The 17,645-nt window shown below is 61.5% G+C and carries 18 protein-coding genes; 10 read left to right on the top strand and 8 right to left on the bottom strand.

Annotated features, from left to right (window positions below; all coding sequences use genetic code 11):
- Nucleotides 1-19 precede the first annotated feature (19 nt).
- Nucleotides 20-448, top strand: a complete 429-nt coding sequence (locus tag FJ548_RS03165) for a SufE family protein (protein ID WP_140611242.1) — start codon at nt 20-22, stop codon at nt 446-448.
- An 85-nt stretch (nt 449-533) separates the two neighbouring features.
- On the opposite strand, the gene FJ548_RS03160 is transcribed toward FJ548_RS03165, so the two are convergent.
- Together FJ548_RS03160 and FJ548_RS03155 are read right to left on the bottom strand one after the other, a co-directional pair.
- On the bottom strand, nt 534-959 hold the full coding sequence (locus FJ548_RS03160) for a MucR family transcriptional regulator (protein WP_010915014.1): 426 nt from the start codon (nt 957-959) through the stop codon (nt 534-536).
- 347 nt (nt 960-1,306) lie between these two features.
- Nucleotides 1,307-1,573, bottom strand: coding sequence for a hypothetical protein (locus FJ548_RS03155; protein WP_140776755.1), 267 nt, complete (start codon nt 1,571-1,573; stop codon nt 1,307-1,309).
- On the opposite strand from FJ548_RS03155, the gene FJ548_RS03150 reads away from it, so the two are divergent.
- Nucleotides 1,573-3,696, top strand: coding sequence for a S9 family peptidase (locus FJ548_RS03150; protein ID WP_140776753.1), 2,124 nt, complete (start codon nt 1,573-1,575; stop codon nt 3,694-3,696). The genes FJ548_RS03155 and FJ548_RS03150 overlap by 1 nt on opposite strands.
- Nucleotides 3,697-3,912: 216 nt before the next feature.
- Nucleotides 3,913-4,314, top strand: coding sequence for an SET domain-containing protein-lysine N-methyltransferase (locus tag FJ548_RS03145; protein ID WP_140611246.1), 402 nt, complete (start codon nt 3,913-3,915; stop codon nt 4,312-4,314).
- Nucleotides 4,315-4,413: 99 nt separating this feature from the next.
- Here FJ548_RS03145 and FJ548_RS03140 read toward each other — a convergent pair whose 3' ends face one another.
- The 4 genes from FJ548_RS03140 to FJ548_RS03125 form a co-directional block, all read right to left on the bottom strand.
- Nucleotides 4,414-5,364 carry a cytochrome c gene (locus FJ548_RS03140; protein WP_140776751.1) on the bottom strand — a complete coding sequence of 317 codons (951 nt, stop codon included), beginning with the start codon at nt 5,362-5,364 and terminating at the stop codon, nt 4,414-4,416.
- Between the two features lie 9 nt (nt 5,365-5,373).
- Nucleotides 5,374-5,811, bottom strand: coding sequence for a cytochrome c (locus tag FJ548_RS03135; protein ID WP_140611250.1), 438 nt, complete (start codon nt 5,809-5,811; stop codon nt 5,374-5,376).
- Nucleotides 5,812-6,059: 248 nt separating this feature from the next.
- Entirely contained in the window at nt 6,060-6,662 is a 603-nt protein-coding gene (locus FJ548_RS03130) for a superoxide dismutase (protein ID WP_140776749.1), read from the bottom strand.
- 172 nt (nt 6,663-6,834) lie between these two features.
- Nucleotides 6,835-7,713: a branched-chain amino acid aminotransferase gene (locus tag FJ548_RS03125; protein ID WP_140776747.1), complete on the bottom strand. Its 879-nt coding sequence runs from the start codon at nt 7,711-7,713 to the stop codon at nt 6,835-6,837.
- Nucleotides 7,714-7,868: 155 nt separating this feature from the next.
- Between FJ548_RS03125 and FJ548_RS03120 the strand changes: the two genes are divergently transcribed.
- Together FJ548_RS03120 and FJ548_RS03115 are read left to right on the top strand one after the other, a co-directional pair.
- Complete coding sequence (locus FJ548_RS03120; protein ID WP_140776745.1) at nt 7,869-8,528, top strand: haloacid dehalogenase type II; 660 nt, start codon at nt 7,869-7,871, stop codon at nt 8,526-8,528.
- A 174-nt stretch (nt 8,529-8,702) separates the two neighbouring features.
- Complete coding sequence (locus tag FJ548_RS03115) at nt 8,703-9,527, top strand: L,D-transpeptidase (protein ID WP_140693542.1); 825 nt, start codon at nt 8,703-8,705, stop codon at nt 9,525-9,527.
- Between the two features lie 87 nt (nt 9,528-9,614).
- On the opposite strand, the gene FJ548_RS03110 is transcribed toward FJ548_RS03115, so the two are convergent.
- Nucleotides 9,615-11,153: a helicase HerA-like C-terminal domain-containing protein gene (locus FJ548_RS03110; RefSeq protein WP_140776744.1), complete on the bottom strand. Its 1,539-nt coding sequence runs from the start codon at nt 11,151-11,153 to the stop codon at nt 9,615-9,617.
- A 272-nt stretch (nt 11,154-11,425) separates the two neighbouring features.
- Between FJ548_RS03110 and FJ548_RS03105 the strand changes: the two genes are divergently transcribed.
- The 4 genes from FJ548_RS03105 to FJ548_RS03090 all read left to right on the top strand — a co-directional run bounded on the left by FJ548_RS03105 (nt 11,426) and on the right by FJ548_RS03090 (nt 15,673).
- Complete coding sequence (locus FJ548_RS03105) at nt 11,426-12,868, top strand: methylmalonyl-CoA mutase subunit beta (RefSeq protein ID WP_140776742.1); 1,443 nt, start codon at nt 11,426-11,428, stop codon at nt 12,866-12,868.
- Nucleotides 12,865-14,988, top strand: a complete 2,124-nt coding sequence (scpA, locus tag FJ548_RS03100) for a methylmalonyl-CoA mutase (RefSeq protein ID WP_140776740.1) — start codon at nt 12,865-12,867, stop codon at nt 14,986-14,988. The genes FJ548_RS03105 and scpA overlap by 4 nt, the downstream gene beginning before the upstream one ends.
- 71 nt (nt 14,989-15,059) lie before the next feature.
- Nucleotides 15,060-15,290: an AbrB/MazE/SpoVT family DNA-binding domain-containing protein gene (locus tag FJ548_RS03095; RefSeq protein WP_140613461.1), complete on the top strand. Its 231-nt coding sequence runs from the start codon at nt 15,060-15,062 to the stop codon at nt 15,288-15,290.
- The gene (locus FJ548_RS03090) at nt 15,287-15,673 is read left to right on the top strand and encodes a type II toxin-antitoxin system death-on-curing family toxin (protein ID WP_140776738.1); all 387 of its coding nucleotides are present in this window, start codon (nt 15,287-15,289) and stop codon (nt 15,671-15,673) included. Before FJ548_RS03095 ends, FJ548_RS03090 begins: the two co-directional genes overlap by 4 nt.
- On the opposite strand, the gene greA is transcribed toward FJ548_RS03090, so the two are convergent.
- The gene (gene greA / locus FJ548_RS03085) at nt 15,670-16,143 is read right to left on the bottom strand and encodes a transcription elongation factor GreA (protein WP_140613459.1); all 474 of its coding nucleotides are present in this window, start codon (nt 16,141-16,143) and stop codon (nt 15,670-15,672) included. The genes FJ548_RS03090 and greA overlap by 4 nt on opposite strands.
- A gap of 116 nt (nt 16,144-16,259) precedes the next feature.
- Here greA and FJ548_RS03080 point away from each other — a divergent pair, with 116 nt between their 5' ends.
- The gene (locus tag FJ548_RS03080) at nt 16,260-17,636 is read left to right on the top strand and encodes a TIGR03808 family TAT-translocated repetitive protein (protein WP_140776736.1); all 1,377 of its coding nucleotides are present in this window, start codon (nt 16,260-16,262) and stop codon (nt 17,634-17,636) included.
- The last annotated feature ends 9 nt before the right edge of the window (nt 17,637-17,645 follow it).

The following is a 17,645-nucleotide window of genomic DNA, read 5'->3' as shown; positions in this document are numbered from 1 at the left end:
GCGTGACTATATCCGGGTGATGACGACCACGATCCAGACGATCCGAGACGACTTTTCCTTCCTTGACGAGTGGGAGGACCGCTATCGTTACGTGATCGAGCTCGGCGAAGCGCTGCCTCCATTTCCCGACGAGGAGCGCAATGCCGCCAACAAGGTGCCAGGTTGCGTCAGTCAGGTCTGGCTGACCACCGAGCGGGGACCGGGCAGTGATCCAGTCATCACCTTCACGGGCGATTCGGACGCCCATATCGTGCGCGGGCTGGTCGCGATCATGCTGGCGCTGTTTTCCGGAAGGTCCGCCAGCGAAATCCAGAAAACCGATGCGGAAGCGACGCTGAAGGCGCTTGGGCTGGACGAGCACCTGTCGCCCCAGCGCGCCAATGGTCTTCGCTCTATGGTCAAGCGCATCAAGCGCGATGCCGAGATGGCACTCGAACGGACAGCCTGACAAGCTTGATCCTGTACCATGCGGCCGTCCCGCAAAGTCAAACGGCGCCCGAAGGCGCCGTTGATGTCAGTCTGCGAGGAGCGGGTTACCGCGCCTTGCGCTTGCGGCCAAGGCCCATCTTCTTGGCGAGCTGCGAGCGGGCCGCCGCGTAATTCGGGGCAACCATCGGGTAGCTCGGGTCAAGGTTCCACTTTTCGCGGTACTGGTCCGGCGTCAGATCATAATGGGTCATCAGGTGACGCTTCAGCGACTTGAACTTCTTACCGTCTTCAAGACAGACGATGTAGTCGTCGTGAACCGAGCGCTTCGGGTTTACGGCCGGCTTCTGCTTGTCGGCAGGAGGCTGTTCGGCGGTTCCACCCACACGCCCGAGAGCGGCATGCACATCCGATATAAGGTTCGGCAGTTCGCCGACCGGCACGGGATTGTTGCTGACATAGGCGGCCACCACATCGGCGGTCAGCTCGATCAGCGCATCATTGTTTCTGGAAGGTGTTTCGACAATATCCATGGTCTTCAGGCCCCAACAAGAGTTACGTCGGTCTACGCCCTTTTTTACAGGTAGGGCATCGCGCGAATTTTGTGCAGGTAGAGCTTCTGCGATTCGTGTCGCGAGCATATCAATGCGACCATGGACCAAGTAAGTCAATTCGCTCTTTGCATTATATTCAGGGATGTTGATCAACTATTCCCGGATCAGCTTCAATCTTTCGTGCATCGCGTAATTTTTCGATATTTCGCCCGCCAGATCGGCAAGGGCTGACGTGGCGTCAGTGCACCGTTACATTCGCGATAACTCACAGATCGGGCATTCAATGCTCCGGTTTGCTTGGCCATCGCGCCGACAAACTTGGTTGTTCATATCTTTTCACGAAACCGCAGGTTGCCATCGATTTTTCTTGCGGAAGCAAACTTACGATGTCTGTCCGCCGCCTGCCTCAGGGCCAACCGATGCCGGTCGATCAACACGGGGCACTTGCCATAGGGCCGGATGGTGACGAAGTTGCCTTTCCTGGCCGGATCGTGCCAGACCTCACGCCAGCGATAACGAACCGCCTGCTGCCCAATGCCGGTTGGTTGGCGATATCGAACAGGTTTCAAGAATACTTCCAGAGCGAGACGCAATGACCAAGCTCCCCCGATTTCCGATCGTCACCCCGCCAACACCCGAGAAAAGGCCGGTTTTCGACACGCATCACGGCATCACGCGAACCGATGAATATGCCTGGCTGAGGGCCGACAACTGGCAGGAGATGTTCAGGGATCCTTCCTTGCTCGATGGCGCGATCCGTGTCGAACTCGAAGCCGAGAACGCCTACCAGTCGAAGCTGATGGCAGACACGGTCGACCTGCAAAAGCAGCTTTTTAAGGAGATGAAAGGCCGCATCAAGGAAGACGATTCCTCCGTGCCGATGAAGGACGGACCTTATGCCTATGGTTCTTCCTTCAAGCTCGGCGGCGAGCAGCCGCGCTATTTCCGCATGCCGCGCGACGGCGGCGCAGAACAGATCCTGCTTGACGGTGACGCAGAAGCCGAGGGCAAGGCCTATTTCCGGCTTGGCGGCGTCGACCATTCGGCCGATCACCGCAAGCTCTTGTGGGCGTTCGACGACAAGGGCTCTGAATTCTACACACTGCGCGTGCGCGATCTTGCCGATGGCAAGGACCTGGCGGACCAGATTGCCGCCACCGGCGGTTCGGGTGTGTGGGACGCGGGCAATGACGGTTTCTTCTACACGCGTCTCGACTCCAACCACCGGCCGTCGAAGGTGCTGTTCCATGCATTGGGGCAGGCCCCTGAAAACGACCGCCTGATCTATGAGGAAAGCGATCCCGGCTTCTTTATGAATGTCGACGGCACCCGTAACAACCAATGGATCATGATCGGTATCAACGATCACGAGACCTCGGAATATCGCCTGTTGAGCGCCAGCGATCCGTTTGCCGAACCCAAGCTGGTTTCGGCGCGCGAGACCGGTCTTCAGTACGAGTTGGAAGAAGGCGGCGACATCTTCTTCATCCTGACCAATGCCGATGGCGCGAAGGACTTCAAGATCATGACGGCGCCGGCAAACGATCCGGTGCGCGCCAACTGGCAGGAGTTGGTGCCGCATGAGCCGGGCCGGCTGATCCTGTCGGTGATCGGCTTCACGGATCATATGGTCCGGCTCGAGCGCAAGGAGGGCCTGCCGCGCATCGTCGTGCGCGATCGCGCGAGCGGCGAGGAGCACCTGATTTCCTTCGACGAGGAGGCGTTTTCGCTCGGTCTTTCGGGTTCCTATGAATACGACACCGAAATCATGCGCTTTTCCTATTCGTCGATGACGACGCCGTCGCAGGTGTTCGACTACAACATGCGCACCCGCGAGCGTGTGCTGCTCAAGACGCAGGACGTGCCGTCCGGGCACGACCCGGACCATTACGTCACCAGACGACTGATGGCACCCGCCGCCGACGGCGAACTGGTGCCGATCTCGCTTCTGCATCACCGCGACACACCGCTGGATGGATCGGCACCTTGCCTGCTCTATGGTTACGGCTCCTACGGCGTCACCGTGCCGGCAGCCTTCAACACCAACTGGTTCTCGCTGGTCGACCGCGGCCTGGTCTTTGCCATTGCCCATGTCCGCGGCGGCAAGGACAAGGGTTACAGCTGGTACGATGACGGCAAGCGGGCGCACAAGATGAACACCTTCACCGATTTCATCGCCTGTGCGCGCCACCTCGTTGCCGAGCGCTATACGGCGCACGACCGCATCGTCGCGCAAGGCGGCTCGGCCGGCGGCATGCTGATGGGCGCCATCGCCAACATGGCGCCGGACTGCTTTGGCGGCATCGTCGCCGAAGTTCCCTTCGTCGACGTTCTCACCACCATGCTGGACGCGACGCTACCGCTGACGCCGCCGGAATGGCCGGAATGGGGCAATCCGATCGCGTCAGCCGACGACTACCGGACGATCGCCGCCTACTCGCCTTACGACAATGTCGCCGCGCTCGACTATCCGCCGATCCTGGCGCTCGCCGGCCTCACCGATCCCCGCGTTACCTATTGGGAGCCGGCCAAATGGGTGGCGCGGCTGCGCGACCGCAAGAGCGGCGACAATCCGGTGCTGTTCAAGATCAATATGGATTCCGGCCATGCCGGTGCGTCGGGCCGCTTTTCCCGCCTGGAGGAGATCGCCTATACCTATTCCTTCACGCTGAAGGTGACCGGGAAGGCGCAGCTTGCCGAGCAAACGCTTCGATGACCCATCCGTCCGCATTGACAGCTTACATCGTCCTTTTGCTCGGCTTTGTCTTATTCCGAGTCCAGCCACGCTGCTGACGATCGCACGCGCAACGATGGCGATCATGGCTTTTTGAATTCCGCATTGCTCATTTCCGCTCGCAATCGCGGCGGCCTCGCGCTACCCAAAGGCACGTTTTCTCCGGGCCAAGACGCCCGCCTCGCACAAGGGTCCATTATGCTGCTCGTCGACGTGTATCTCGACAAATCGCCAATCCAGGGCATCGGCGTTTTTGCCAAGAACCCTATTGCCCGCGGCACGTTGATCTGGAAGCTGGATCCAAGGTTCGACCGGATCATTGCGGTCGAGACCTATGAAGGCGAAAGCGGTCCGGTGAAGAGCTATCTCGACCGCTACGCCTATCCAGACCGGCGCGATCCAAACTACATTGTCTTCGAAGCGGACGATGCTCGCTACATGAACCATGCCGACGAGCCGAACTGCGACGTCTCCTCGCCCGAGGAGAGTTTTGCCCTGCGCGACATCGCGGCCGGCGAAGAACTGACCTGCAACTACAACCATTTCTTCGAGGCGGGCTTCGATTTCCTGGGCGACCGCCATCCGTCATCCGACAACTAGCTAAAGCAATCCCAGGAAAGGTGTGAAGCGGTTTTCTGTCCGGAATTGCGTCAAAAGAGAGATCGAGCGGGTCGGCGTTCCTTGAAACGATGAACCGCTTTAGTTCGTGGCTTTCTTGCGCGCCGGGTAGCCATTTGGATGCGGCGGTATCGCCTTGAGGTAGGCCGCGATCGCCGCACGATCCCCCGCTGTCAGCTCGGCCATGTTGTGTTGTACATCGACCATCGCGCCGCCTACGGAATCAAAACTGGGCGTGAAACCGGTTTCGAGGTAGTTGGCAATGTCGGCCTCCGACCACTTGTCGATACCGCCCTCGCCCGATGTGATGTTCGGGACGACGCCGCTGCCTTCGGCGGCCACGGCACCGGCCAGCCATTCACTTTTCCTAATGCCGCCCGCGAAGTCGCGCGGCGTGTGGCATTCACCGCAATGGCCCGGCCCTTCGACCAGGTAGCGGCCGGCCACCACCGGGTCAGGCGCACCATCGGGCAAGGCAACGACCGGCTGGTCACTGAGATAGAGCCGTTTCCACAGGCCGATGCCGCGACGGATGTTGAAGGGGAAAGCGAGCGAATTGCCCGGCGCCTTGCCGGCGACCGCAGGCAGTGTCTTCAGGAAAGCATAGAGATCGGCAATGTCCGATGACTTCATGCGTGCGTAGGACGCATAGGGAAAGGCCGGATAAAAATGCTCGCCAGACGGCGACACCCCTTTGAGCATCGCATTGGCGAAATCCTCGAACGACCAGGCACCGATACCGTCCTTGGAATCTTGCGAGATGTTGGGGGGCACGAAAATGCCGAACGCCGTCTTCAGTTCAAGACCGCCCACGAGCTGAAGCCGCGCATCGCCCCGTGAACCCGGCTTTGCATGGCAGGAGGTGCAGCCGCCGGCATAGAAGATGCGCTTGCCTCTGGCCGCATCGCCAGGCCCGAGCTTGGCCAGGGTCTGCGTGTCCAAGGTCACGGGCGCCGAGAGGACCCATCCGGCAACCGCGCCGACGCCGCCCAGGGCAATGAGCACGCCGACGAGTTTTTTGACGAAGGGCATTGCCCGCTATCAGCCTTTTTTCACCCGATAGCTCTGGTGGCAGGCGCCGCAATTGGACGCGATGGCACCGAATTTCGTCTTCAATATATCGATATCGGCGGGCGTGGCGGCGGTTGCCGCCTTGACGTCGGCGAGATATTTGTCTTCCGCGGCCTTGAAGCCTGCCATGTCTTCCCAGATTTTCGGCGCCGCCGTGGTATCGCCCGCGTCGCTGCCCGCCGGAAACAGGGCACCGACATCGAACTTTTCCGCATTCGCCTGCAGGGCCTGCAGTTGCGCCAGTACGGCAGCGGCATCAAAAGGCTCCTCACCCTTGACCACTTTCGACAGGCCGCCGACGATCTTTCCGCGTTCCTTCATCAGAGCTTGCCGATCGAGGATCGGGTCCGCAAATGCGGCCGAGCCGGCAACTGCGAGCATGGAAATGGCGACGATAAGCTTTCTCATTCAATTGGCTCCGTGATGAAGGCATTTGGGGACACGACGTAAACGGATGTGGCGAACGGAATATTCCCTTTGCCTCCTGATGACTTTTCCAGACCCTTGCTGGCGCGGATCTCGAGGCAGAAAAAGAAAAGCCCCGGGCTGCCGGGGCTTTTCCGAAGATCGATCAGGCTGTTACACCACCGCGCGCCCTTGGCGCGCCAAGGATGCTGCGCATGATCCTTTCCGAAAATCGTGTCCGATTTTCGGCGTCATCCGCGGGCCTTTTCGTAGAGATCGAGAACGTGATCCCAGTTGATCAGGCTATCGACGAAGGCCTCAAGATATTTCGGCCGCGCGTTGCGATAGTCGATGTAGTAGGAGTGTTCCCAGACATCGACGCCGAGGATCGGCGAGGCGCCATGAACGAGCGGGTTCTCGCCGTTCGGCGTCTTCGAGATCGCCAGCTTGCCGTCCTTGACCGAAACCCAGGCCCAGCCCGAACCGAACTGCGTCGTGCCGGCCGCGATGAAGTCGGCCTTGAACTTGTCGTAGCCGCCGAGGTCGCTGTCGACCGCCTTCTGCAGAGCCCCAGGCAGCTTGTTGCCGCCGCCGCCTTTCTTCATCCACTTCCAGAAATGGATATGGTTGTAGTGCTGCGCGGCATTGTTGAAGAGGCCGGCGTTCTTACCGAACGATTGCTTCACCACCTCTTCGACCGACAGGTCGCCCATGCCGGCTTCCGCGGCCAGTTTGTTGCCGTTGTCGACATAGGCCTTGTGGTGCTTGTCGTGGTGATATTCCAACGTCTCTTTCGACATGTAGGGCTGCAGGGCCTCGTAGTCGTAAGGCAGAGCGGGCAATTCAAAAGCCATGGACGGTACTCCCTCGATGAAAATCCGGTATGGATACCGGATCAAGATAGGTCTGGATCGGGCTCGGACAACTCCGAAATGAAGCGTCGGACGCTCTTTCTAGGCGGGTTCCGGCGAACTGTCACACGGTTTCCAGAAACGAAACCGCGTTGCGACAAAACGCCGGACGGGATCAGCTGGCCGGCGTTGAATGCGCCCAATCCCAATAGAGTTCGCGCGCTTTCTTGGCTACCGGCCCGGGTTGCAGGTTGCGATCCTCGATGCGCGTGACCGGCACCACTTTGGAATGGTTGCCGGTCGAAAAGATCTCGTCGGCTTCGAGGAAATCGCGCACCGCCAGCGTCTTTTCGGTGGTCCTGAAGCCATAGTCGCCGAGCAACGTCATCGTCCGCGAGCGCGTGATGCCGGAGAGGAAGGTGCCGTTCGGCGCCGGCGTCAGCACGTGGCCATCCTTGACCAGGAAGATGTTGGAGCTGCCGGTCTCGGCGACGTTGCCCAGCATGTCCAGCACCAGCGCATTGTCGAAGCCGCGCATCTTGGCTTCGAGGATGGCACGGCCATTGTTGGGATAGAGGCAACCAGCCTTGGCGTTGGTCGGCATCGTTTCGATGGTCGGACGCCGGAACGGCGACACCGTCACGGAAAAGCCGGTCGGCGCGATCATCGGCGATTCGTAGAGGCAAAGGCAGAAGCGGGTCGATGCGGGATCGGCCGGCACGCCCATGTAGCCGCCATGCTCGGCCCAATACATCGGCCTGATATAGACCGCCGTCTTGCCATCGAACTTCTTCAATCCGTCCCAGGTCAGCCCGACGATCTGTTCGGGCGTCATATTCGGCTTGAGGCCGAGAGCGATCGCCGAGGCGTTCACCCTCCTGGCGTGGAGGTCGAGGTCGGGCGCCACATCTTCGAACCAGCGAGCCCCGTCGAACACACTGGTGCCCAGCCACATGGCATGGCTGCGCGGGCCAAGAATGGCGACATTGCCTTCGTGCCAGTCGCCATCAACGAAAGTCCATGTCGCGGATTGCGCTGCTGCCGCCAGTGTCATCGCGTTGTCCCGTTCGGATCAATCTCGTGTGACAGCCATTGGAAGATGCTTTGGCCGGCGCCGTCAACCAGCATCAAGGAGTTTTGTTGAGGCCAGCGACGGCGCGATGCAATCAAGGCTTGCGCCTTGCCGCGCCGCGTCTCAAAACTGTTGATATGCAATATGCCGCCTATGTTTTCGACGCCTATGGCACGCTGTTCGACGTGCATGCCGCCGTGCGCCGCCATGCCGATCAAATCGGCCCGGCCGGTCAACTCCTGTCCGAAATCTGGCGCGCCAAGCAGCTCGAATACTCCTGGGTGCGCACACTGATGGGCGCCTATGCCGATTTCTGGCAGTTGACCGAGCAGTCGCTCGACTTCGCGTTGCGCAAGGTCCCTTCGGCCGATCCAAGCCTCAAGGTCAGGTTGCTGGAAGCCTATTGGCGGCTGGACTGCTACCCGGAAGTGCCGGCTGTGCTGAAAGCGCTCAAGGCTTCGGGTGCCAGGCTGGCGATCCTCTCCAACGGCTCGCCCGAAATGCTGGAAGCGGCGGTCAAGTCCGCCGCGCTAGATCAGGTTCTGGACGAGATCTATTCCGTCGATGCGGTGCGGCGCTTCAAGACCGATCCGGCGGTCTATGACATGGTCGCCACCGGCTGGCGGCTCTACCCCGGCGCGGTTTCCTTCCAATCCTCCAATCGCTGGGATATCGCGGGCGCCACCAAATTCGGTTTCCGCACGGTTTGGATCAACCGTTCCAATCAGCCCGAAGAATACCGGGACTTTCCGCCGACCTTGATACTGCCGTCCCTTGAAGCCCTTGTCACAGCTTAAGCCAACTGCCTGTGACCCTGGCGCCACAGTGGCAGCGCAGTCACAGCTTCGCCTTTGTTTGTCCACGTTCGGGCCAGAATCGGAACCGCCTATCGCCTCAGGTGTTGTCAGGCACCCGCGTAGCGGCAAGCGAATTCACGCTTTGTTGGAATTTGAGTCTTAAAGAAGGCAGCCATGTCCATAACCGAAATCGAATCCTATCGCCTGAGCCGTCGCGGCTTCCTCAACGCCGCAGCGCTGGGCGCAGCCTCGATCGCGGTTTCCGCATGCGCCACCACCGGACCTGGGCCGGTTCAGCCTCCCCCGCCAGCCTATGTCGAGCCGCCTCTGGCCGACTATGCGTCGATGTACGCGGCCGTCAGCGATGGCGGCTTCGATCTTCCGGCCATCCCCGTCGACAAGATCGATCCGCAGTTCCTGCGCCAGATCGTGCCTGACCCGACCGGCCAGAAGCCGGGAACCATCGTCGTCGATACGACGGGCCATTTCCTCTATCTGGTCCGTCCGGGCGGGCAAGCCATCCGCTACGGCGTCGGTCTCGGCCGCGCCGGCTTTGAATGGTCGGGCGACGCCGTCGTCCAGTGGAAGCAGAAATGGCCGAAATGGACGCCGCCGGATGAAATGATCGCCCGGCAGCCGGAATTGAAGCAGTACAGCGCCGACAATGGCGGCATGCCCGGCGGTCTGAAGAACCCGCTCGGTGCGCGTGCGCTCTATCTCTTCCAGGGCAATGTGGACACGCTCTATCGCCTGCACGGCTCGCCGGAATGGCGCTCGATCGGCAAATCGGTGTCGTCGGGCTGTGTGCGCCTGATGAACCAGGACATCATCGACCTCTACGACCGCGTGCCCCAGAAGACCCCGGTCATCGTGACCAGCGACGCCCGCCAGCCGATGGTGGCGACTGGGAACCGCAAGGCCATCCCGATCGACGCCGGCGTGCCGGCGGGGTCGGTGCTTCTTGGACCGGTGAAAGCGGTAACCGACGCGATTTTCTAATTCGGTCGCGCCCACCGAAATGCATGGCGCCGCGCGTCCGAACGAACTCGCGGCGCTATAAGCCAGCTTTGCTGACTGGTGCGGGGCTCAGCGGCCTCTTGAAAGACTGCCCAGAATCCCGCGTACGATGGCGCGTCCAACCGACGAGCCGACCGAGCGCACCACCGACTTGATCGCGGCCTCCGCCACCGTCTGACGATTGGAGGGGCGCGGCGCCGGCGCCCGCCTGCCGCCGGACCACGGCGCGGCATCATCATCGCCAAACCCTGGAATGGTCCAGCGCGAGCCACCGCTGCCCGCCTGCTGTTCGGCATCCTGCGCCTCCCTGGCTTTCTTCTGCAGGATTTCGAAGGCCGACTCGCGGTCGACGACCTGGTCGTACTGGCCGGCGACCGGGCTCTCCGCGATCAGCTGGCGGCGCTCGTCCGGCGTGATCGGGCCAAGGCGCGAGGACGGCGGACGGATCAGCGTGCGCTGCACCATGGATGGAACGCCCTTGGCCTCCAGCGTCGAGACCAGCGCTTCGCCGGTGGCGAGCTGGGTGATGGCGGTGGCGCAGTCGAAATCGGGATTGGGACGGAACGTTTCGGCGGCCGTCCTCACCGCCTGCTGCTCGCGCGGCGTATAGGCGCGCAGTGCGTGCTGGACACGGTTGCCGAGCTGGGCCAGCACCTTCTCAGGGATATCCAGAGGGTTCTGCGTGACGAAATAGACACCGACGCCCTTGGAACGGATCAAACGCACCACCTGTTCCACGCGGTCGATCAGCACCTTTGGCGCCTCGTCGAACAGCAGATGCGCCTCGTCGAAGAAGAAGACCAGCTTCGGCTTGTCGGGGTCGCCGACTTCCGGCAATTCCTCGAACAGCTCCGACATCAGCCAGAGCAGGAAGGTCGCGTAGAGGCGCGGGTTCATCATCAGCTTGTCGGCGGCCAGCACGCTTATAGCGCCACGGCCGTCACGCGTGGTGCGCATGATGTCGGAAATCCGCAACGCCGGCTCGCCGAAGAAGTTCGCCGCGCCCTGCTGTTCCAGCACCAGGAGCGTGCGCTGAATGGCCCCGACCGACGGCTTGGTGACATTGCCGTAGCGGGCGCTGATCTCGTCGGCGCGCTCCGCGATGTTGGCCAGCAGCGCCTGCAGGTCCTTGAGGTCGAGCAGCAGCAGGCCGTCTTCATCGGCAATGCGGAAGGCAATGTTCATGATGCCTTCCTGTGCATCGCTCAGGTTCATCAGCCGCGACAGGAGCAGCGGCCCCATTTCCGAAATGGTCGCGCGGATGGGGTGACCCTGCTCACCGAACAGGTCCCAGAAGATCACGGGGAACTCCTGGAAATTGTATGGATCGAGCTTGACCTGCGCGGCGCGCTTGACCAGGAAATCCTGTGCCGTGCCCATCATGGCGATGCCGGACAGGTCGCCCTTGATGTCGGCGCAAAACACCGGCACGCCGGCATTCGAAAATCCTTCGGCCAGGATCTGCAAGGTGACGGTCTTGCCGGTGCCGGTGGCACCGGTCACCAGGCCGTGACGATTCCCGTATTGCAGCAGCAGGTTTTCGGCACGCTGATAGCTGTCGTCGGGCTTGCGGCTGGCGCCGATGAAAATACTGGTGTCGTCAGCCATATACCGGGTCTCCGCAAACTGATGTGTCTAAAGCCAGCCTTTGCCCGAAGGTATAGTGAGGCCGTTGCGGAGCGACAATGCCAATCGTCGCGATCGGTTTTTTCGTGCTTGCGGATTTTGCTGGTGTTTGGCAATCGTTCATGGTTCGTCCACACAAGTCGACCTATATCCGATGGATCGAATTCAGACCTTGATCGTGCATTGCGATAACCGACCGGTGACCGTAGACTGAACTGCTCCGGCTGGTGCGGCCACATAAAAGAGGAAGATGGATGGGCGCTGGAGCCTTGACCAGGGATGTTGAACCGGCGGATGCCGAACGCCAGCGATGGCTGGCCTTGGCGGAAAAGGCGTTGGCCGGGGCGTCCTTCGAGGAAAAGCTGGTTTCGCACACCGACGACAACATCCGCATCGAGCCGCTCCACGAGCGTGCGACCGGAGCTGAACCGATCGTACGCGCGAATCCCCGATCGCCCTGGATCGTTAGCCAGCGCGTCGACGACCCAGATGTCGATCGTGCCAAGGCCCAGGTCCTGGATGATATCGCGCAGGGCGCGACCGGACTGTCGCTCGTCTTCGAAGGTGCTCCGAACGCATTCGGCTACGGCCTGCCCAGGACTGCGCAGGCGCTTGAAACGGTGCTGGAGAGCGTGCCTCTCAACCAGGTCCAGATCCGCATCGACACCCATCCCTGGAGCCGCCCCATGGCCGACTGGCTGGTGGCGTTCCTGAGCAAGCGCCGCTCCGATCCGGCGACGCTCAACCTCTCCTTCGGCATCGATCCGGCCGCGATTCTTGCCGGGACCGGCAGGTTGCGCATGTCGATCGAGGCATTGCAGGAATCGATGCCGCAATCGCTGGCGCATTTCTTCTCGATGGACGTTCCCGGTGTGCTTCTGGAAGCGGACGGGCGCGTCTTCCACAATGCCGGTGCCACGGAAGCGCAGGAACTCGGCATCATGCTGGCTTCGGCGGTCTCGTATCTGAGGATGTTCGAAAAAGCCCGGCAGCCGCTCATCTATGCGGCACCTCATATCGGCTTCGCGCTGAGTGTCGACCAGGACCAGTTCCTGTCGATGGCCAAGGTGCGGGCCTTGCGCAGGCTTTGGGCACGGGTGCAGGAAGCCTGCTCGATTCCCAATTCCACGGCCAATATCCATGCCGAGACATCATTCCGCATGATGACGGCGTTGGACCCGGAGACCAACATCCTGCGCACGACGATCGGCTGCTTCGCGGCGGCGGCGGGGGGAGCCGATTCGATCTCCAACCTGCCGCATACCATCGCGCACGGTCTGCCGGCGCCTTTTGCCCGCCGTGTCGCGCGCAACGCGCAACTAATCATGGCCAATGAAAGCCATGTCGATCATGTCGCCGATCCCGCCTATGGTTCCGGCGCGGTGGAAGCGCTGACATCAGATCTTTGCGCTGCGGCATGGGTGGAATTGCAGGCGATCGAGGCCGAGGGGGGGGTGCTGTCCAGCCTTCAGCAAGGACATATCCAGCAACGCGTCCGCACGGCGGCCGCTCGGCGCGCAGCCGCCTTCAAGGTGGGCGAGCGGGCGATCATCGGCACCACGCTCTATCCGCTGAAAAGCGAGCGTCCAGTCGAGACGCTCGACGCCGAACGGCGCCCTGCCTTCACTGAAGGCGTCGTGCTTTGCGAACCGCTGTTTCCGGTCCGCATCGACCAATCCATCGGGGCCGCATCTTGATTCCGGATTTCAGTCAGATCGGCTGGGCGCCGCCGCGCCGCGCATCGGAAGAGGTCAAGGGCCAGCGGATGACGCCCGAAGGTCTTGTCGTCAAGCATCTGTACAGCCAGGGCGACCTCAAGGGCCTGCCGCATCTCGATACCTATCCGGGCCTGCTGCCCTTCGTGCGCGGGCCCTACCCGACCATGTATGTCCAGCAGCCCTGGACGATCCGGCAATATGCCGGCTTTTCGACGGCGGAGGAGTCCAACGCCTTTTACCGGCGCAATCTTGCCGCCGGCCAGAAGGGCCTGTCGGTTGCCTTCGATCTCGCCACGCATCGGGGCTATGACAGCGACCATCCGCGCGTCGCAAGCGACGTCGGCATGGCGGGCGTCGCCATCGATTCCATCCTCGACATGCGGCAATTGTTCGACGGCATTCCGCTCGGCGACATGACCGTGTCGATGACGATGAACGGCGCGGTACTGCCGATCATGGCGCTTTATATCGTCGCGGCGGAAGAACAGGGCGTTGCGCAGAAGGATCTGGCCGGGACCATTCAGAACGACATTTTGAAGGAGTTCATGGTCCGCAACACCTACATCTATCCGCCGAAACCGTCGATGCGGATCGTTTCGGACATCTTCTCCTACACTTCAAAGAACATGCCGAAGTTCAATTCGATATCGATCTCAGGCTACCACATGCAAGAGGCCGGCGCGACCGCCGACCTGGAGCTTGCCTATACGATCGCCGATGGTATCGAATATGCTCACGCCGGCGTGGCGGCAGGCCTCGATATCGACCGCTTCGCGCCACGCCTGTCCTTCTTCTGGGCGATCGGCATGAATTTCTTCATGGAAGTGGCCAAGCTCAGGGCCGCGCGCCTGCTGTGGGCGACCTTGATGGAGAAGAATTTCGCGCCGAAGGACGAGCGTTCGCTGTCGCTGCGCACCCATTGCCAGACGTCCGGCTGGTCGCTGACGGCACAGGATCCCTACAACAACATCATCCGGACCATGATCGAGGCGATGGCGGCGACGCAGGGCCATACGCAGTCGCTGCACACCAACTCCTTCGACGAGGCGATGGCGCTGCCGACCGACCATTCGGCCCGCATCGCCCGCAACACGCAGCTCATCCTGCAGAAGGAATCCGGAACCACGCGCATCATCGATCCGTGGGGCGGATCGGCCTACCTCGAACGGCTCACCCATGACCTGGCGGCGCGCGCGATGACCCATATCGAGGAGGTCGAGGCGCTTGGCGGCATGGCCGCCGCGACCGAACAGGGTATTCCCAAGCTGCGCATCGAGGAAGCGGCCGCGCGCACGCAGGCGCGCATCGATTCCGGGGAGCAGATGCTGGTCGGGGTCAACGCGCATCGCCCGGAGACCGACATCGAGGTCGATGTGCTGAAGATCGACAACGCCGAGGTGAGAGCCCGGCAATTGTCTAAGCTGCAGCATCTGAAGGGCACGCGCGATGTCGCCGCCGTGGAAAGCGCGCTCGATGCGCTGACCCGTGCCGCGCAAGGCAATGAGAACCTCTTGGAATTCGCCATCCGTGCCGCGCGCGCCAATGCCACGGTCGGCGAAATCTCGTACGCCCTGGAAAGAGCCTTTGGCCGGCACGTCGCCACCGTGCAGACCATTTCCGGCGTCTATCGCAAGGCGCTTGGCGACAATCTCGTGGTCGATGGGCTGCAGGACAAGCTTTGTGCCTTCGAGAAAAAGACCGGCGGCAAGCCGCGCATTCTCGTTGCCAAAATGGGACAGGATGGCCACGACCGTGGGCAGAAGGTGATCGCCACCGCCTTCGCCGACCTCGGCTTCGACGTCACCGTCGGCGCGATGTTCCAGACACCGGAGGAGATCGCCAGGCTGGCGGTCGAGCATGATGTCCATATCATCGGCGCCTCGTCGCTGGCGGCAGGGCACCTGACGCTGATCCCCGAATTGCGCGACGCGTTGAAAAAGCTCGGCCACGGCGACATGCTGATCGTGGCCGGCGGCGTCATCCCGCCGCAGGATTATGACGCGGTGCTGCAAGCTGGTGCCGCGGAAATCTTCCCGCCGGGAACTGTTATTCCGGAGGCGGCGGATCGGTTGATGGACAGGTTGTTGCCCGAAGGCTAGAGTAGTTATAATTTTTGTTGCAACACCCAATAGGCCGCGTTATAATCCCGGTTGCAACGGGATATTTCGTCATGAACACCACTATTCGCAAAATTGGCAATTCCGATGGCCTGATCCTGCCGAAAGAACTACTCGATCGGTTGAATTTGAAGACAGGCGACAACGTGGTCATCGTCCAAGAAGGGCAGGAGCTTCGTTTACGTCGCTTGGAAGACTCTGCCGAGGAGTTCGAGCGTAAGATGAAGATCGCGCGCGAACGAATGAAGAAGTACGAAGTTGCCTATCGCGCTCTCGCCAAATGACTGAACATCATTCGCGAGAGTTCGTGGAGGCAATGCATGCCGAGCAGTTGCGCCTTCATGGCGGTGCATCGGGCATTCGCGACGAAGGTATGCTGGAATCAGCCCTCGCCAGACCTCAGCAGAAAGAGGCCTATGGCGAGCCCGATCTTTGTGAACTTGCGGCAGTCTATCTTTTCGGCGTTGCGAAGAACCATCCGTTCGTTGATGGCAATAAGCGCACGGCTTTTGCCGCAGCTGACTTGTTTCTCTATTTCAACGGATTAAGCGTCGAAGCGGACCAGGAGGACATCATCCAGATGGTGTTGATGGTTGCCGCGGGTGAGATCGACGAGGCCGGCGCCGCGGCGTTCTTCCGCGACCATGTCGTCAAGCTCGAAGGTTAGCTGTCCGAGAGCTTGACGATTTCCCATTCCTTGCCGTTTACAGCAGCCACGTCGCCAACCTTCTTGCCGAACAGGGCGATCGCCATCGGCGAAACATGCGAAATGCTGCCCTTCGACGGATCCGCTTCGTCTTCGCCGACGATCTTCCAGTGCACCTTCTTGCCGTCATCGCCTTCCAGCGTGACACCCATGCCGAAGCGAACGACGTCGCTGCCGGGCTCCGGTGTGGAAAGCTCGGCGCTCTCCCGCCGCGCGGTCCAATAGCGCAGGTCGCGTGACACCACCGCGATGCGCTCGCGGTCGCCCCGCCTCTCGGCCTTCGCCAGCACATCGCGCAAGTCGGCCAGATTGTCCTCGATCAGCGCAAGGCCACGCTCGGTCACCAGATTGCGGTGCGGGCTGATCGGTCGCTCACCGACACCAGCAATGGCATTCTCGCTGTCTTCTTCGCGGGTAAAAGCTCTGCTCATTTGCTGAACTTAGGCGCCGAATGCCTGCGCGACAAGCCATTGCTGCTGAGAACAGGCACCTGGGCGTCTGGCACGATTCCTGCGGTGTCAGGATTGAACACTGGGATTCTGTGCCGATGTTGAACAGACGAACGCTGCTGACGCAGACCGCCGGCTTTGCCGTCATCGGCCTCTCGCTCGGCAAGGCCGCAGCCGCGAGCCTTACCGGTATCGAAAAGGCCTCGATGCGCGGTTCTATCAATGCCACCGAACTGGGCGTACAAACCGGCACCTTCGATGATCAGAGCAAGGCCTTTGCCAAGCTACTGCGTGACGCGAACAGCCGCGATATGCCGGTGTTCCTGCCGCCCGGCGCCTATGTTGTTTCCAACCTCTCGCTGCCCGGCCGCGTGCGTCTTTCCGGCGTGCCGGGTGCCACGCGGATCGTCTATGGCGGCGACGGCCACCTCTTCATGGCCGAGCAGGCCGACCATATCGAACTGAGCGGGCTGGTTTTCGACGGCGCGAACCGGTCGATGGGCGACTACGCGCAAGGGCTGCTCGATCTGCGCCGGGTCGGCCATCTCGTCGTCGACAATTGCCAGATAACCGGGAGCGGCAAGAGTGGACTGGCGCTGGAACACGCAGCGGGCCGCATCGAACGGTCGGACGTATCGGGCGCCGCCGATGCCGGCATCTATTCGGTCGAGGCCAGCGGCCTAGCGATTACCGGCAACACCGTTTCGGACTGCGGCAATGGCGGCATCCTCGTGCACCGCTGGCAGGCGGCGGAAGACGGCACCATGGTCACCGGCAACCGCGTCGAACGCATTGGCGCTCGCAGCGGCGGGACCGGCCAGAACGGAAACGGCATCAACGCCTTTCGCGCCGGCAATGTCGTCATCTCGGGCAATGTGGTTTCGGATTGCGCCTTTTCGGCTATCAGGGCCAACAGCTCGAGCAACCTGCAGATATCGGACAACACCTGCTCGCGCTCGGGCGAGACAGCGGTCTATTCCGAATTCTCATTCGAGGGCGCCGTCATCAGCAACAATATCGTCGACGGCGCAGCCAACGGCATCTCGATCGTCAACTTCAACGAAGGCGGCCGCATGGGCATCTGCTCGGGCAACGTCGTGCGCAATTTGTCGACCACCGGCCCCTACCCGGCCGATCCGCCCGGCTTCGGCGTCGGTATAGCCGTCGAGGCCGACACTGTCGCTTCCAACAACGTCATCGAGAACGCACCGCTCTATGGCATGTCGATCGGCTGGGGCCCATACCTGCGCAATGTCGTGGCCACCGGCAACATCATCCGCAAGACAGGCACCGGCATTGCCGTAAGCGTGGCCGAAGGTGCGGGCACGGCCGTCATCTCCGACAACGTCATTGACGGCACGTTGAACGGCGCCGTCGTCGGGCAGCGCTGGGCGGAACCGGTGACGGCCGACCTCACCCAGTTGAGCAACAGCGGCTTCGCGCATCTGACAGTCGAGCGCAACCGGGTCAGTTGATCGCTGCTT

Source organism: Mesorhizobium sp. B2-4-17 (assembly GCF_006441275.1).
GTDB lineage: Bacteria > Pseudomonadota > Alphaproteobacteria > Rhizobiales > Rhizobiaceae > Mesorhizobium.
Note: the sequence above shows the minus strand (reverse complement) of the source record. Positions and strands in the feature narration are given on the sequence as shown.

Bases quoted from the DNA above. Each gene is read 5' to 3' on its own strand.
- FJ548_RS03135 (WP_140611250.1), bottom strand. From the start codon at position 5,811: ATGAGAAAGCTTATCGTCGCCATTTCCATGCTCGCAGTTGCCGGCTCG.
- FJ548_RS03125 (WP_140776747.1), bottom strand. From the start codon at position 7,713: ATGACACTGGCGGCAGCAGCGCAATCCGCGACATGGACTTTCGTTGAT.
- FJ548_RS03165 (WP_140611242.1), top strand. From the start codon at position 20: ATGACGACCACGATCCAGACGATCCGAGACGACTTTTCCTTCCTTGAC.
- FJ548_RS03120 (WP_140776745.1), top strand. From the start codon at position 7,869: ATGCAATATGCCGCCTATGTTTTCGACGCCTATGGCACGCTGTTCGAC.
- FJ548_RS03160 (WP_010915014.1), bottom strand. From the start codon at position 959: ATGGATATTGTCGAAACACCTTCCAGAAACAATGATGCGCTGATCGAG.
- FJ548_RS03105 (WP_140776742.1), top strand. From the start codon at position 11,426: ATGGGCGCTGGAGCCTTGACCAGGGATGTTGAACCGGCGGATGCCGAA.
- greA (WP_140613459.1), bottom strand. From the start codon at position 16,143: ATGAGCAGAGCTTTTACCCGCGAAGAAGACAGCGAGAATGCCATTGCT.
- FJ548_RS03090 (WP_140776738.1), top strand. From the start codon at position 15,287: ATGACTGAACATCATTCGCGAGAGTTCGTGGAGGCAATGCATGCCGAG.
- FJ548_RS03145 (WP_140611246.1), top strand. From the start codon at position 3,913: ATGCTGCTCGTCGACGTGTATCTCGACAAATCGCCAATCCAGGGCATC.
- FJ548_RS03115 (WP_140693542.1), top strand. From the start codon at position 8,703: ATGTCCATAACCGAAATCGAATCCTATCGCCTGAGCCGTCGCGGCTTC.
- FJ548_RS03140 (WP_140776751.1), bottom strand. From the start codon at position 5,364: ATGCCCTTCGTCAAAAAACTCGTCGGCGTGCTCATTGCCCTGGGCGGC.
- FJ548_RS03110 (WP_140776744.1), bottom strand. From the start codon at position 11,153: ATGGCTGACGACACCAGTATTTTCATCGGCGCCAGCCGCAAGCCCGAC.
- FJ548_RS03130 (WP_140776749.1), bottom strand. From the start codon at position 6,662: ATGGCTTTTGAATTGCCCGCTCTGCCTTACGACTACGAGGCCCTGCAG.
- FJ548_RS03095 (WP_140613461.1), top strand. From the start codon at position 15,060: ATGAACACCACTATTCGCAAAATTGGCAATTCCGATGGCCTGATCCTG.
- FJ548_RS03150 (WP_140776753.1), top strand. From the start codon at position 1,573: ATGACCAAGCTCCCCCGATTTCCGATCGTCACCCCGCCAACACCCGAG.
- FJ548_RS03080 (WP_140776736.1), top strand. From the start codon at position 16,260: ATGTTGAACAGACGAACGCTGCTGACGCAGACCGCCGGCTTTGCCGTC.